This window comes from Pseudomonadales bacterium, from assembly GCA_041395665.1.
Classification (GTDB): Bacteria; Pseudomonadota; Gammaproteobacteria; order Pseudomonadales; family UBA7239; genus UBA7239.
Genome location: JAWLAB010000002.1, coordinates 206,365 through 220,688, shown reverse-complemented (window position 1 = coordinate 220,688; position 14,324 = coordinate 206,365). Strand labels below are relative to the sequence as shown.

Annotated in this window: 15 protein-coding genes, 2 tRNA genes and 1 pseudogene; 12 read left to right on the top strand and 6 right to left on the bottom strand. The window is 50.6% G+C overall.

Going from position 1 to position 14,324, the window contains the following annotated elements; translation table 11 throughout:
- The first annotated feature begins 9 nt into the window (after positions 1–9).
- The 3 genes from tpiA to R3E63_03600 all read left to right on the top strand — a co-directional run bounded on the left by tpiA (position 10) and on the right by R3E63_03600 (position 1,281).
- Positions 10–789 carry a triose-phosphate isomerase gene (gene tpiA, locus R3E63_03610; protein MEZ5539042.1) on the top strand — a complete coding sequence of 260 codons (780 nt, stop codon included), beginning with the start codon at positions 10–12 and terminating at the stop codon, positions 787–789.
- Positions 777–1,190 (top strand): preprotein translocase subunit SecG, encoded by a 414-nt coding sequence (gene secG / locus R3E63_03605; GenBank protein ID MEZ5539041.1) that lies wholly within the window; start codon positions 777–779, stop codon positions 1,188–1,190. Before tpiA ends, secG begins: the two co-directional genes overlap by 13 nt.
- A gap of 6 nt (positions 1,191–1,196) precedes the next feature.
- A tRNA-Leu gene (locus R3E63_03600) sits at positions 1,197–1,281 on the top strand.
- Positions 1,282–1,384: 103 nt separating this feature from the next.
- Here the strand turns inward: R3E63_03600 and R3E63_03595 are convergent.
- A complete protein-coding gene (locus R3E63_03595) occupies positions 1,385–2,230 on the bottom strand; it encodes a methyltransferase domain-containing protein (GenBank protein MEZ5539040.1) in 846 nt (281 codons plus the stop codon).
- A gap of 205 nt (positions 2,231–2,435) precedes the next feature.
- Here R3E63_03595 and R3E63_03590 point away from each other — a divergent pair.
- The 7 genes and pseudogenes from R3E63_03590 (at position 2,436) to R3E63_03560 (ending at position 8,184) form a co-directional block, all read left to right on the top strand.
- A pseudogene (locus R3E63_03590) lies at positions 2,436–3,302 on the top strand (pirin family protein).
- A 34-nt stretch (positions 3,303–3,336) separates the two neighbouring features.
- Positions 3,337–4,440: an SGNH/GDSL hydrolase family protein gene (locus tag R3E63_03585; GenBank protein MEZ5539039.1), complete on the top strand. Its 1,104-nt coding sequence runs from the start codon at positions 3,337–3,339 to the stop codon at positions 4,438–4,440.
- 218 nt (positions 4,441–4,658) lie between these two features.
- Positions 4,659–5,330 carry a thermostable hemolysin gene (locus R3E63_03580; protein ID MEZ5539038.1) on the top strand — a complete coding sequence of 224 codons (672 nt, stop codon included), beginning with the start codon at positions 4,659–4,661 and terminating at the stop codon, positions 5,328–5,330.
- A complete protein-coding gene (locus R3E63_03575; GenBank protein ID MEZ5539037.1) occupies positions 5,305–5,595 on the top strand; it encodes an AMP-binding protein in 291 nt (96 codons plus the stop codon). Before R3E63_03580 ends, R3E63_03575 begins: the two co-directional genes overlap by 26 nt.
- A gap of 108 nt (positions 5,596–5,703) precedes the next feature.
- On the top strand, positions 5,704–6,726 hold the full coding sequence (locus tag R3E63_03570; GenBank protein ID MEZ5539036.1) for an AMP-binding protein: 1,023 nt from the start codon (positions 5,704–5,706) through the stop codon (positions 6,724–6,726).
- Positions 6,713–7,366, top strand: coding sequence for an iron-containing redox enzyme family protein (locus tag R3E63_03565; protein MEZ5539035.1), 654 nt, complete (start codon positions 6,713–6,715; stop codon positions 7,364–7,366). The genes R3E63_03570 and R3E63_03565 overlap by 14 nt, the downstream gene beginning before the upstream one ends.
- Before the next feature lie 14 nt (positions 7,367–7,380).
- The gene (locus tag R3E63_03560; GenBank protein ID MEZ5539034.1) at positions 7,381–8,184 is read left to right on the top strand and encodes an SDR family oxidoreductase; all 804 of its coding nucleotides are present in this window, start codon (positions 7,381–7,383) and stop codon (positions 8,182–8,184) included.
- 1 nt (position 8,185) lies between these two features.
- On the opposite strand, the gene R3E63_03555 is transcribed toward R3E63_03560, so the two are convergent.
- The 5 genes from R3E63_03555 to mnmG form a co-directional block, all read right to left on the bottom strand.
- Positions 8,186–8,262 (bottom strand) — tRNA-Arg (locus R3E63_03555).
- Positions 8,263–8,322: 60 nt separating this feature from the next.
- Positions 8,323–9,285, bottom strand: a complete 963-nt coding sequence (locus tag R3E63_03550; GenBank protein ID MEZ5539033.1) for a ParB/RepB/Spo0J family partition protein — start codon at positions 9,283–9,285, stop codon at positions 8,323–8,325.
- A 46-nt stretch (positions 9,286–9,331) separates the two neighbouring features.
- On the bottom strand, positions 9,332–10,138 hold the full coding sequence (locus R3E63_03545; GenBank protein ID MEZ5539032.1) for a ParA family protein: 807 nt from the start codon (positions 10,136–10,138) through the stop codon (positions 9,332–9,334).
- Positions 10,135–10,770 carry a 16S rRNA (guanine(527)-N(7))-methyltransferase RsmG gene (gene rsmG, locus R3E63_03540; GenBank protein ID MEZ5539031.1) on the bottom strand — a complete coding sequence of 212 codons (636 nt, stop codon included), beginning with the start codon at positions 10,768–10,770 and terminating at the stop codon, positions 10,135–10,137. The genes R3E63_03545 and rsmG overlap by 4 nt, the downstream gene beginning before the upstream one ends.
- Positions 10,751–12,655: a tRNA uridine-5-carboxymethylaminomethyl(34) synthesis enzyme MnmG gene (gene mnmG / locus R3E63_03535; GenBank protein MEZ5539030.1), complete on the bottom strand. Its 1,905-nt coding sequence runs from the start codon at positions 12,653–12,655 to the stop codon at positions 10,751–10,753. Before mnmG ends, rsmG begins: the two co-directional genes overlap by 20 nt.
- Positions 12,656–12,910: 255 nt before the next feature.
- On the opposite strand from mnmG, the gene R3E63_03530 reads away from it, so the two are divergent.
- Both R3E63_03530 and atpB read left to right on the top strand, forming a co-directional pair.
- A complete protein-coding gene (locus R3E63_03530; protein ID MEZ5539029.1) occupies positions 12,911–13,294 on the top strand; it encodes an ATP synthase subunit I in 384 nt (127 codons plus the stop codon).
- A 21-nt stretch (positions 13,295–13,315) separates the two neighbouring features.
- Positions 13,316–14,248, top strand: a complete 933-nt coding sequence (atpB, locus tag R3E63_03525; protein ID MEZ5539028.1) for a F0F1 ATP synthase subunit A — start codon at positions 13,316–13,318, stop codon at positions 14,246–14,248.
- Positions 14,249–14,324 lie beyond the last annotated feature (76 nt).

Below are 14,324 nucleotides of genomic sequence, written 5' to 3'. Positions count from 1 at the left end.
GGATTTTTTATGACACACCCATCGCGTCGTCCGTTAGTAATTGGTAATTGGAAAATGCACGGCACTCAAGCGTCATCAGTGGAGCTATTGCAGGCTATCCAACAAAGTACGCAATCTGCCACGCACACCAATGTAGCTGTGTGTGTTCCTTTCCCTTATTTGCAACTGTGTCGTGAGCAATTAGCCAATGGTCGTATCCAGTGGGGGGCGCAAAACTTGAGTGAGCACGCGCAGGGTGCGTACACCGGTGAAGTGTCTGCCACTATGTTGGCCGATTGGGGTTGTCGTTTCGTGTTAGTGGGTCACTCCGAGCGTCGCGCTTTGTATGGTGAGATGGATGACCATGTGGTTGCCAAAATTCGTCAAGCGCTCAGTGCTGGGATTACTCCCGTGTTGTGTGTGGGGGAGACCTTGGCTGAGCGCGAGCGCGGTGCGACAGAAATAGTGGTGTCTCGTCAGTTAAATGCGGCACTCGACCATTTGCAGCCAGCAGAGTTAGAGCAATTAGTCGTTGCGTATGAACCTGTGTGGGCTATCGGCACAGGACGCACTGCAACACCGGAGCAGGCACAGGCTGTTCATGCGCATATTCGTGCGCGCTGGGCGGAAAAGTTGCCAAGCCATGCGGACAAACTGCTCGTGCTTTACGGGGGCAGCGTGAAAGCGGATAATGCGCGACCTCTTTTTGCCCAGCCCGATGTCGATGGTGGCTTGGTGGGCGGCGCAGCACTCGACCCTGATCAGTTTTGCGCCATCATTAACGCAGCGGAACAAGCATGGAACCACTAATCATTGCATTACATATTTTGGTGAGCATCGCCATCGTCGCCCTCATTTTGCTACAACAGGGTAAAGGCGCAGAAGTTGGTGCTTCTTTCGGCAGCGGCGGTTCGCAAACACTGTTTGGTAGCACGGGCAGCGGTAATTTTCTTAGCCACACTACTGCTATTTTGGTGGTGATTTTTTTCGTCACTAGCTTTGGTTTGTCTATGTTGGCGAAAAATAAAGCCGGTGCGGGTTCGAGCGACGAAGGTATACCTTCAGCTGCTGCGATAGAGGAACACAGCCAAGCGAATGAGCAAAAGAAAGCTGAAGTGCCTGCGGCTGAAGCAGTTGCACCGGCCGGTGATGCGCCAGCTGCACCAGAAGCTCCTGCTCAAGACGCGCCAGCCGCGCCTAAGGAGAAGTAAGTTTTAGCCCAGGTGGTGAAATTGGTATACACGCTACCTTGAGGTGGTAGTGGCGCAAGTCGTGCCGGTTCGAGTCCGGCCCTGGGCACCAATTCAATGTTTTAGACAATCCAAGGAAGTCTCTAAGCCCGCAATTTTGCGGGCTTTTTTGTATCAAAAAATATAGTTAATAAGCAGATCAAAAATTATAAGGCTCAATGCTTATAAAAATTTTGCCGTGACTCATTACCTTGCTTTGTAATTGGTAATGTAAGTGGCGTAGATGTGTTGTCTGGTGACAGCGTGGTATCCAAAGCAATATCAGATTCTTTTTTTCCTGCCAAAACATAGTAATACAACGGCGTGCCATCAATGGATAAGCGATGTCGATACCGCTCCAAATGGTGAACTTCCAAGATATCTTTAAGCAGAAGTTGTTTTATCAGTTTTGAAAAACCAGAATCATCACTTTCTTGCATGAATGTTTCTTTTACATTAAAGACAATCCATCCTCCTTGCTTAACCAAATTGTAAGCATTGATAAACGCTTCAGTAGGGATATCGCCAAATCCAAGTGCTGCAACACACGACAAGCAGTCAACTTGCCATGTCAATAGTTCATCTTTTAAGTAAGCGTCTTGTTTGCACAAATCGGCAACATAGTAAGCGTCGTATATTCCGGGTCTATCTCTGAAGCAGGCTTCTTGTGCATTGGCGTTAATATCTATCCCAATTAAACGAGAAACCCCCATCTTGAAAAGACGTTCCCCAACCATGCCGTTGCCGGCACCTAGATCTAGGACTCGCAACTCGCTCATTTCTAGGTTATTTTGTTTTAGTACTTTGGCCAGAATTTCGCTTACCTTGTCGGGTGATGAGCATTTTAGTCGATCGTAAAATAGTTGTTCATAAAGCCCTGGGCGTTTATATAGTTCGCCATAATCGTGAAAGCGTAAATTTACGATTTGATTGTTTTCTTCAAGTAAAAACTGTACTTCATCCTGCCCAACTTTATGTGATTCTGTTACAGGGAAACGAATGTTGTAACGATGTTTTCTCATAATGCCTCCTAGCTTTTATGAATATATACACTTCAAGTTGATTCGTAAATAATTGGCAATAATGCAGATTGCTTGTGCTACGTATGCCAACTATTGGAGTATCTTTTACTAAACTTTCTGCGGCATGTCAAAAAATGTGTTGCAGTCATAATGTTTCTTAGAAAGCCAAGAGGTGTTTTTTATGAATTCAGCGAAGCACATGGAGTTGAAAAAAATAGCAGCAATTTATGATGCACCGGCGCAACATTGGGTGGGCGATGGTTTTCCTGTGCGCTCACTGTTTTCCTACAACACTTTTGGTGCGGAAATCAGCCCGTTTTTATTGTTGGATCGCGCAGGGCCTATGGATTTTTCTCCTACTAGTGCGCGCCGTGGTGTGGGGCAGCATCCGCATCGCGGTTTTGAAACAGTGACGATTGTTTATCACGGTGAAGTGGCGCATCGCGATTCCACCGGAGAAGGCGGTGTGATTGGTGCGGGTGATGTGCAGTGGATGACAGCAGCCGGTGGCATATTGCATGAGGAATATCACAGCGAAGTTTTTGCACGCACAGGTGGCCTGTTCAATATGGTGCAGTTGTGGGTGAACTTGCCAGCGGCAGACAAAATGAAAAAGCCGTGTTATCAAGCTATTACCAGTGCCGACATTCCTGTAGCAGCGTTACCTAATAATGCTGGTGTGTTGCGCGTTATTGCCGGAGACTATGAAAATTTGCGTGGTCCCGCACACACTTTTTCACCGCTGCAAGTTTGGGACATCAATTTGCAAGCGGGCGCAGAAGTCACACTGCCCGCGCAAGTGGGTTGGAATACAGTGTGGGAGGTTTAGCAAGGTGTGGTAATTATCGACGGGAAAACGTTGCGCGGCGAAGCACAGGTGGCCGTGCTGGATAAGGTCGGTAATAGCGTGCAAATCACCGTAGAATCCACTGCGCGCTTGTTGTGGTTGAGTGGAGAGCCGATCAAGGAATCGGTGGTCGGTTACGGCCCATTTGTGATGAATACCCGTGAAGAAATTGAACAAGCAATTACCGATTTTAACAGCGGCCATTTTGGCAAAATTCCCCATTGATAAACTTCCTGAATATTTTATAGAGTCCTATCACATGCGTTCATTTTTTTCCTGGATGACGAGAGTTGTTAGCAACATTATTGCCGTGTTCATTGGGTTGGTCTTGGCGTTGTTGCTTGCCGAGTTGTTGGTGCGAACTTTTGCGCCGCACCCTGATTATGGCGGCGGTATTCGACCTGCTTTTTATAGCAATCTGTTTGAGTATGACGATCTGTTGGGATGGAAAGGTGTAAAAAATCTATCAACGCCGTATTACAGTAAGGATTTTCATGTCACGGTTAAGCACGATGCAGAAGGGTATCGCAACATATATCCATCTTATGTCGAAGGTAAGAAAAATTATTTGTTGATTGGTGACTCTTATGCTTGGGGTTGGGGTGTCGAAGATGATGAGACCGCTGCCGCTGTTTTTACAAGAAAAAATCCAGAGAAAAATCTCTACAGTTTAGGAATAGCGGGTTACGGCACTGATCAAGAGTGGCTTAGCCTGCAGCAGTTTTTAGAGAGGCATCCCAAGCACCATTATCAAGGTGTTATCCTTGAGTTTTATTTCAACGATTTTGACGATAACGCCGCAACAGAACGGTATGCTTATCAAAAACCCGTGTTTGTTGATTCTGAAAATGGTTTGCAGTTGACGAATGTGCCTGTGCCATACAAAGCTGTGGAGCAGGGCATCCCTGTGACAGAAATTCCAGAGCCTAATGATTGGTCTAGTCAAGTACAGTTCCTGAATTTTATTGCACATAGTATTCCGCCAATCATTGCGTTAATTAACAGACATGGCCAGCCGGAAGTGTTGCCTGTGCTACAGCAAAGCATGAAAGCTAAGCTGATATTGTCTGCAAAACTGTTGGCAGAAATTCGTCGGTACTGCGAAGAGCGCGGTCTGTTTTTTCATGCGGTTATTTTGCAGACACAAGATACGCAAGGTGAAAATCTAGTAGCGATACGCGCTTTAGCAGATGAGTTAGGTAAACGTGGTGTGGCACACTCTGTTTTTAAAAGTCGCTACTTCCCCAGTACAGATCTTTGGTTAGACGCACACTTCACGCCCTACGGCCAGTCTTTGCTGGCCGACCATATTGCAGACATTACGGAGTCGGCTGAGAATAAAAATTCCAATATAAATCGATAGTGTCTAGATAAAAACCATCAAAGTCTGTCTATAAAAATCTATCAAGATAGGCGCGTTCGCTGCCGAAAATAATTATCTGTTTTCTTCAACTAGTCACCAATTGTCTGTTGCTGTTGAGTTTTATTCTCAATTAGGTGAAAGCGGTCACGTTCACATTTTTTTCACTGCACGAGAAGAATACTTAACGCATAGAAGTTAATAAGTGAGAGGTGGATCTTATGGGATCTGCACTGCGATTGGAGCGCAGAGGGCTAGCGGTTGATGCTCTCCCTGCGGTGGTGATAGCAGGCGCGCTGGGTGCTGAACGTTCGGCGATGGAACATTTTGTCGCCAGCGAATTTTTACAGCACTATGGTGCAAATGTAACGGTATTTATGCCGTGGTTGCTGGGGCTGTCTCAGGGCGCGGAGTTGATGGGGGTGGCGGGTTTGCGCCCTGCGGGCAGTGAAGCGTTGTTTGTCGAACATTATTTGGATAGCCCGATTGAGTTAGAAATTGCGCAGCATTCTGGTGTGCCAACACTGCGAGAAAAGGTGTTGGAGATCGGCAATTTGGCAGGGCAAGTGCCCGGCGTGACGCGCGCATTGTTTCCGTTGCTGACTGAGCTAATTTACAAACGTGGCTATGTGTGGAGTGTGTGCAACACCACATCGGCGGTGAGAAATACACTGTCGCGCTTGGATATTCCTTTTCTGCCTTTGGTGCGCGCAATGCCAGAGCGTTTAGGTGCTGCGCGCTTTGCTTGGGGCAGTTATTACACGCAAGAGACTGTCGTGATTGCTATTTCTCTGGTTGCCGCGCATGCGGCGCTGTTGCGTCGTCCAATGTTGGCGGCTGCTTGTGTACAAGCGCTGGCAGGTGTGTATGACAATTTGCCGGCAGTGGCTTGAGCCGCGCGGTGAGCAGGCTGCGCTGGTAAATGCCTTGCAGGAAGGCAGCGGCGCTGTGGCTTTGTGCGCTGAAAATAGCGTAGCGTGGTTAAGCGCGGATTTTTCTTGCCAAGAAAGTGGGCGCGTTTGTGTGCCGCTGCCACATTTTTTTACGCCGTCACAAATGCAATGGGCGTTTGAGAGTGCGGGAGTTGGCACGCTGCTGACAGATCAGCCCGATGCACCACTGTGGCGGCAATGCGGGTTTACGGTTTGTGCCGCCTGAGTCGACCGTGGGTTTGTGTCGTCTTGAGCGTCGTGCGCCTGTTGTGGCATTGCCGCAAGGAACGGCAAAAATTACGTTTACATCGGGTTCAACAGGGCAGCCTAGGGCGTGTGTTTGTCACAACAAGCGCAAGAAACTGTTGCGCAATCCATTGCAGGAGTATTGTTGGAGCTGGGCGTGCAGCGGCATTTGTGTGTGCTGCCGCTGCCGGTATTGTTGGAAAATATTGCCGGTGCTTATGCGGCAACGGCAGCAGAAATTGAGTGTGTGATTCCTCCGCTGTCTGTCGTCGGTTGGCGCGGTTCTAGTGAATGGGATGCGGCAGCCTTTTTGCGATATGCGGTTGAGCAACGCGCAGAAAGCTGCATCATTCTGCCGCAAATGTTGAAAGCTTTATTGCCGTTGCTGGCGCAGTACGATCTCAGTTTTTTTAAATTGATCGCCGTGGGTGGCGCGCGTGTTGCATCGGATTTATTGCGCGCTGCGCGCCAGCGAGGGCTGCCTGTGTACGAGGGTTACGGTTTGTCGGAGTGCGGTTCCGTAGTGTGTTTTAATCAACCTAAAGCAGATAAGTTGGATACAGTGGGTAAACCTTTGGCGCATGCGGCAGTGCGCGTGAATGATATGGGTGAATTGGAAGTGGCGGGTAGCCATTTTTTAGGCTATCTCAATCAAGCGGAAACGCAGAGCAGCGCTTGGTTGCCTACGGGTGATCTCGCTAGTATCGACAGCGATGGTTTTGTATCCATTGTTGGTCGCCGCAAAAATCTTATTGTCAGTAGCTATGGTAGAAATATCAGCCCTGAATGGGTGGAAAGTGAATTGTTAAGCCGAGAAGGTATTTTGCAGGCAGCGGTTTTTGGTGAGGCGAAACCATTTTTAGTCGCCGTAATGTATGCGCCGAATTTATCTGATGTAGCTTTGCAGCAAGCAGTTGATCAAACAAATCTGGCTTTGCCGGATTACGCGCAAGTTAAAAAACTATTGCGCACCCCAACAGCCTTTTCATCAAATAATGGTTTGGCGACGAGCAACGGAAGAAATAAGCGCGATGATATTGCGCTGCATTTCAAAACAGGTATTGACAGTTTTTATGCATCCACTGAGGGCATGGTGTATGAGTGCCACTAATTTTTATTTGCGCCTACAGCAAGAAACGGTGCTGGAGAGAGAGTATCTGCTCAGTTCGCCGCTCATTACTGCGGCATTGCAAGGTGAAATTACGCGTGAGGAATATGTCGCGTTTCTTGGGCAGGCGTATCACCATGTGAAGCACACGCTGCCCTTGTTGATGGCGGTGGGCGCTAAGTTGCCAGAGAGTAAGGAATGGTTGCGCGAAAAAATGGCGCATTACATCGAAGAAGAAGTGGGGCATCAAGAATGGATATTGAACGATATAACACAGTGCGGTGGTGATGCTGAAGTTGTGCGCCATGCTGTGCCGTCGCTACCCGTAGAGTTGATGATTGGTTTTATCTGGGATTTTGTGTCGCGGCGCAATCCTGTGGGTTTTTTGGGGATGGTTTTTGTGCTGGAGGGAACCAGCGTGAATGTAGCTACCCAAGCGGCAGATAAAATTCGGCTGGCGTTGCAACTTCCAAAACAAGCATTTAGCTATTTGTATTCTCACGGTTCCTTGGATGTTGAGCATATCGATTTTTTTGAAAGTGTCGTGAATAAAATTGATGACCAGAAAGATCAAGACGACATTGTTCATGTGGCAAAAATTATTTTTCGACTGTACGCCGACATGTTTCGCGCCATTAAATAAAGAGAGTGTTTTGTGTGAAAGCCTTACAAGGAAAAACAATTTTAGTTACAGGCGCTAGCGGTGGCATTGGTGGCTGTATTGCGGAAGAATTGGCGCGCAATGGCGCTAATGTTTTGCTAGTGGGGCGCGATGAAGTATCACTGGACAGTGTGCGAGCGCGCATTGTGGCTAATGGCGGTCATGCACAAGTAGTGGCAGCAGATTTATTGGTGCCGGAAGATAGACAGCGCATCATACAAATGTGTTTATCTCTGCCCAACGGTTTGTACGGGTTGATCAATAACGCCGGCATTAACCATTTTGCTTGGCTGGAAGATCAAACAGAAACTATGTTGCACGCACAAATACATTTGAACTTGGTAGCTCCCATTTTATTGACACGCGCACTATTGCCGGTGCTGAGTAAAGACACTAATGCGCGTATTTTGAACATAGGCTCTACCTTTGGCAGCATTGGCTACCCAGGTTATACCGCCTACTGTGCCAGCAAATTTGGTCTGCGTGGCTTTAGTGAAGCCCTGCGGCGTGAGCTGGCGCAGTCGGATATTCGTGTTTTGTATTTTGCACCGCGCGCCACTCGCACGGCGTTGAATTCGGATCCTGTTGTGGCGATGAATAATGCGCTGGGCAACGCTATGGATGCGCCAGAAATTGTCGCTAAAAAAGTGGTGGCCTTGTTTATCAAAGGCGCACCCAGCCAATATTTTTTTGGTTGGCCAGAGTCTTTATTTGTGCGCATCAATGCGCTGTTGCCGCGCGTGGTTGATCAGGCGTTAGGGAAGCAGTTGGCGATTATTAGAAAACATGCGGGGCGTTAGATGGCCCGCCCGAAGGGATTCGAACCCCAGACCTCTGCCTCCGGAGGGCAGCGCTCTATCCAGCTGAGCTACGGGCGGAAAGGCGGCAATTGTAGGGGCAATATGCCGCGATAGCTAACGCAAAAAATCAAAAAACATTCAGCGTATATGCGCGAGGATGCCGTCCAATTCATCCAAGCTGTTGTAGCGCAAAACCAATTTGCCGCTGCCTTTGCTGTTGTGTAGCACTTGCACCGGCACGCCAATTTTTTCAGACAGATCGGTTTGTAAACGACGAATGTCAGGATCAACAGCGGCAGTTTCTGGTGTTTTATTTTTTTCGTCGGCGGGCTTTTGTTGCAGGTTGCGCACCAGTGCTTCGGTCTGACGCACAGACAAGCCTTTATCGACCACATTTTTTGCCGCTGTGTGTTGTGCGTTGTTGTCCAGGCTTAGCAGCGCGCGCGCGTGGCCCATTTCTAAATCGCCGCGCTCTAACATGCGACGCACTTCGTCGGTCAAGGACATCAAACGCAATAAGTTGGTGACGGTGACGCGCGATTTGCCCACCGCATCAGCTACTTCTTGATGTGTTAATTCAAATTGATCTTTCAGGCGTTGCAGTGCAACGGCTTCTTCAATCGGATTTAAGTTTTCGCGTTGAATGTTTTCGATCAACGCCATCGCAATCGCGGCATCGTCACCGACATCGCGAATAACCGCAGGAATGGCATCTAAACCAGCCAGTTGCGTGGCGCGCCAGCGGCGTTCACCGGCGATGATTTCGTAGCGCACGCTGGGTTTTTCTGCGTTGCTGGTTGGGCGCACAACGATGGGCTGCATCACGCCCTGTGCTTTGATGGAGTTGGCAAGCTCGCTTAACGCCTCTTGATCCATTTCGCGGCGCGGTTGGTATTTGCCGCGCTGTAACCACTCCACCGGTAGTTTGACTAACTGACCGTCGCGCAGCGTATTTTTGTCTTCAACAGAAACAATAGGTGCTGCAGCAATCGCTGCCGCGATAGCTTCCGTTGTTGTGGGTTCTTCGATATGTGCTTTCTTTAACGCGCCGCCGAGCAGTGCGTCTAACCCTTTGCCCAATTTTTTCTTTTTTGCGTTCATGTTTTTTGTCGATTAATTTCAGTATTCAGGAAGAGGTAAAAAACGATTAAGCCGTGGCAGTAGCAACTTCTGGCACATTGCTGGTTGCGCCGTGTCGCCGCAAAATTTCACCAGTCAATGCCAAATAAGCCAACGCGCCTTTGGATTGACGATCGTAATGCAGTACAGGTAAGCCGTAGCTCGGCGCTTCCGCGAGTTTGATGTTGCGCGGGATCACGCTGCGATACAGCTTGTCGCCAAAATATTCCGCGAGTTGGTTGGAAACTTCCGTGGTCAAGCTGATGCGCGGGTCGTACATGGTGCGCAAAATGCCTTCCACTTCTAAGTGTGGATTGACGGCCGATTTAATTTGTTCGATCGAGGACAACAAATCCGACAAACCTTCCAGCGCGTAATACTCGCACTGCATAGTGATCAAAACACTGTCGGCGGCGGCGAGTGCGTTGACGGTCAAAATGTTCAACGCGGGTGGGCAGTCGATCAAAATGTAATCGTAATCGCTGCGCACTTTTTTGAGCTGATGTTTCAGGCGCTGTTCCTTCATCATCAGGCTGAGCATTTCGACTTTTGCCGCCGTCAAATCGCTGTTGGCAGGCAGAAGATCGCAGCCGGATGTTTCACTTTTTTGGATCGCGTTTTTAATATCAAAACTGTCATCGACCAACACATCGTGCGCGCTGTATTTCAGCTCGTGTTTGTCGATGCCCAAGCCCATGGTGGCATTGCCCTGCGGGTCGAGATCCACCAGCAGCACGCGGCGTTTGGTGGCAGCCAGCGACGCGGCGAGGTTCACAGAAGTGGTGGTCTTGCCGACCCCGCCTTTCTGATTGGCAATGGCAATAATTTTGCTCACGTTGTGGCTATTCCGTCAGAGAGTTCGCAGCGGATCAGGTGTCTTTCCGCATTGCAATTCGGCACCTGCAAGCGCAGGCAGGCGCTCACCTTAAAGGGTTTTGGCAGGGCGCTCAACTCGGCGGAATCGAGCTGCGCCTTCATCGCCCAGAAGCAGCCGCCCGCTGCCAGCAAGTGCTGGCTGGACTGCACGAAATCGGCGAGCGAGGCGTAGGCGCGGGATAGGATGCCATCAAACGGCAGCTCGCTCTGGTACTCCTCCACCCGCGACTGCACCACGCTGAAATTCTGCAAGCCCAGCTCGATGCGCGCCTGATCCATAAAGCGCGTCTTTTTGCCGTTGCTGTCCAAGGCCGTGAGTTGGCGCTCTGGCCACAAGATCGCCAGCGGGATAGAGGGAATGCCGGCACCGGCACCGACATCCAAGAGCCGCGTGCTGTGCATGTGTTTGGCGACAGCGAGGCTGTCCAGTAAGTGACGGCTCACCATCTCGCGCGGCTCGCGCACGGCCGTCAAGTTATAGGCCTGATTCCACTTGGCGAGCAGTTGCACATAGGCCAGCCACTGCGCACGCTGTTCGGCGCTGGCGCTGATTTCCAGCGCCGCCAGCCCCTTATCCAGCAAGGCTTGCATCGTCACGCGGGGCAGCAGAGGTGGATTTTTTCTTCAGATTGATGAGTAGCAGGGAAATCGCAGCGGGAGTGACGCCCGGCACGCGCGAAGCTTGGCCGATGGTGGCGGGCTGCGCTTGCGTGAGTTTGTGGGTGACTTCGTGCGACAGCCCTTTGACGGCGCTGTAGTCAAAACCTGTGGGAATGGCGACGGCCTCGGAGCGTTGTAGGCGCTCAATGTCCTCCTGCTGACGGTCGATGTAGCCCGCGTATTTGGCACTGATTTCCACCTGCTCGGCCACTTGCTCGTCCTGCACGGCTGCGCCTTTTAACGCGGCGATGTCGGCATAGCCAAACTCGGGGCGTTTCAGCAAATCCATCAAGCTGGCTTCGCGTAAAAGTGGGCTGCTGAGGCGGCCGACCAAGCTGTCAGCGGCAGGCGTGTTGGGGTGGATATAGGTGGTGCGTAAGCGTTCGCTCTCGCCGGCGATACCGTCTTGCTTGGCACAGAAGCGCGCCCAGCGTGCATCGTCCACCAAGCCCAGCTCGCGCCCTTTGGCGGTGAGGCGCAGATCGGCGTTGTCTTCGCGCAGCAGCAGGCGGTACTCGGCGCGGCTGGTGAACATGCGGTAGGGCTCGCGTGTGCCGAGGGTGATTAAGTCGTCGATCATCACGCCGATGTAGGCTTCGTCGCGGCGCGGATACCAACTCGGCTTGCCCTGCGCTTTCAAGCCGGCGTTGATACCGGCCAGCAAGCCCTGCGCGGCCGCCTCTTCGTAGCCGGTGGTGCCGTTGATCTGACCGGCAAAAAACAGGCCTTGGATAGGTTTGGTTTCCAAGGTGTGCTGCAAGTCGCGCGGATCAAAAAAGTCGTATTCGATGGCGTAGCCGGGACGGGTGATGTGCGCGTTTTCCATGCCGCGTATCGAGCGCACCAGAGCCAGTTGCACATCAAACGGCAGCGAGGTGGAAATGCCGTTGGGGTACAGCTCGTGCGTGGTCAGCCCTTCCGGTTCGATAAACACTTGATGCGACAGTTTGTCGGCAAAGCGGTGAATTTTGTCTTCAATCGATGGGCAGTAGCGCGGACCTATGCCTTCAATCACACCGGTGTACATGGGCGAGCGATCCAGCGCGCCGCGAATAATCTCGTGCGTGCGCTCGTTGGTGTGGGTGATGTAGCAGTTCACCTGTTGCGGGTGTTCGCTCACCGAACCCATGAAGGACATTACTGGCAGCGGTGTATCGCCAGGTTGCGGCTGCACGGCGCTGAAATCGACGGAGCGTGCGTCGATGCGCGGCGGCGTGCCGGTTTTCAGGCGATCAACGCGCAGCGGCAGTTCGCGCAATCTTGCGGCGAGTGCAATGGAGGGTGGATCACCCGCGCGACCGCCGGAATGGTTATCCAAACCGATGTGAATTTTGCCGCCAAGAAAAGTGCCCGTGCTCAACACGACACAGGGCGCAAAAAAGCGAATGCCAGTTTGCGTCACCACACCGGTTACGGCATCGTTTTGCACGATCAAATCATCCACAGCCTGCTGGAAAATCTGCAAATTAGGCTGATTTTCTAGGATTGAACGAATCGCCGCTTTGTACAGCACGCGATCGGCTTGCGCGCGGGTGGCGCGTACTGCAGGGCCTTTGCGCGAATTGAGGATGCGAAATTGGATGCCTGCTTGGTCAGTGGCGCGCGCCATCGCGCCGCCCAATGCATCGACTTCCTTCACCAAGTGGCTTTTGCCGATGCCGCCGATGGCAGGATTGCAGGACATCTGCCCCAGCGTTTCGATGTTGTGCGTGAGCAGTAGGGTGCGACAGCCCATGCGTGCCGCAGCGAGGCAGGCTTCAGTGCCAGCGTGACCGCCGCCGATGACGATCACATCAAAGTGTTCTGGGTAGTCCATGATCGTATTTGTGCAGGTTATGCAGAGGGCGGTCAGTATAGTGACTGGTGATTTTTCGAGCAATTTTAATGCGACAGTGAATTGGTGTGAGGCGCATCACAGTATGGTGGTGTGAGTGGTTAGTGTCGGCGTAAAAAGAATGCGTTTATGGCATATTCCATCTTGCCGATAAATGTCCTGCCTAATATAATGCGCGCCGCTTTGGAGGTTGCTGGTTACAGCGCCACGGAGAGGCGAGTTCCATGGAGGTGCGTGGTGAACAAAGCGCAACATACCGGCATTCCTCGCCCCCCCGTTTATCGTATTACCCTAGTTCAAGTTGCTGTATTGGCTGTATTGACCGCGATTTTGTGGCCCATTTGGCCGGCGGGAGCTGCAGCATTGTTTTGGGGTGGTATGGTTGAAGCGCTGCCGAGGTTGTATTTCGGTATTTATGCCTTCCGCTTTGTTGGTGCACGGCAGGCGCGGCAGGTCATGGCTTCGTTTCGGCGAGGTCAGGTAGGAAAGTTTGTGTTAGTGGCAGTGTTATTCGGTGGCTTGTTTGCATTGAACAAGTCAGTTGCGCCAGCGGCAGTGTTTGGAGGCTATGTGGCCTCATGGTTGCTGGGTATGATTTTGAGCGCACGGTGGCTCAGGTAACGAACGGGTAGATGGCGTTTTATGTCTGAACAAGCAGCGGCAGCGGCAGTGGCAGGACAGGGCGAAGAAGGCTTGACTATCGTCGGCTATATTCAGCACCACTTGCAAAATCTGTGTTTTGGTCGATTTCCCGATGGCTCTTGGGGATTGGCGCACACCAGTCAAGAAGCGAAAGAGATGGGCTTCTGGGCATTCCATTTGGATTCTTTGGGCTGGTCGTTTGTTTTAGGTGCGCTGTTTTGCTGGGGCTTTGCTGCAGCAGTCAAAAATATTCAGCGCGATACACCTCGCGGTTGGCAAAGCTTTGTTGAGTGGGTAATTGAGTTCATCGATAACAATGTCAAAAGTACCTTTTACTTCCACAATCCGGTGATTGCGCCACTGGCGTTGACCGTATTTATGTGGATATTTTTGATGAACTTTATGGACTTGTTGCCGATTGATTTATTGCCGAAGGCAGCTGCATTGGCTGCGGGCAATGATCACTTCTTCTTTAAAATTGTGCCAACCACGGATCCCAATATTACTTTGGGTATGAGTTTCGCTGTTTTCTTCTTGATGATTTTTTATAGCATCCAGAAAAAAGGCTTGATTGGTTTTATCAAAGAGCTGACCTTCCATCCGTTCCACCCGTCTTTTCATGGTGTGGGGCTGTTGTTTGCTCCTTTATTAATCGTAATAAATTTTGCGCTGGAAACAGTTTCACTGATTTCTAAGCCGATTTCTTTGGGTTTGCGATTGTTTGGAAACATGTACGCTGGTGAAATGATTTTCATCTTGATTGCAACATTGTTTGGCGCTGGATTGTTTTTTGGTCTGTTTGCGGGTGTGCTGCAATGGGCTTGGGCAGTATTTCATATTCTTATCATTACGCTGCAAGCGTTTGTGTTCATGGTGTTGACCATCGTTTATATGGCGATGGCGCACGAAGTGCCAGACGAACAGCATCCTTGATGAGAATATGAGTTTTTCATTAATCTTTTTTTAACCAACAAGTCGGTTTTTACCGCAAAACACTGAGGAGATAGAT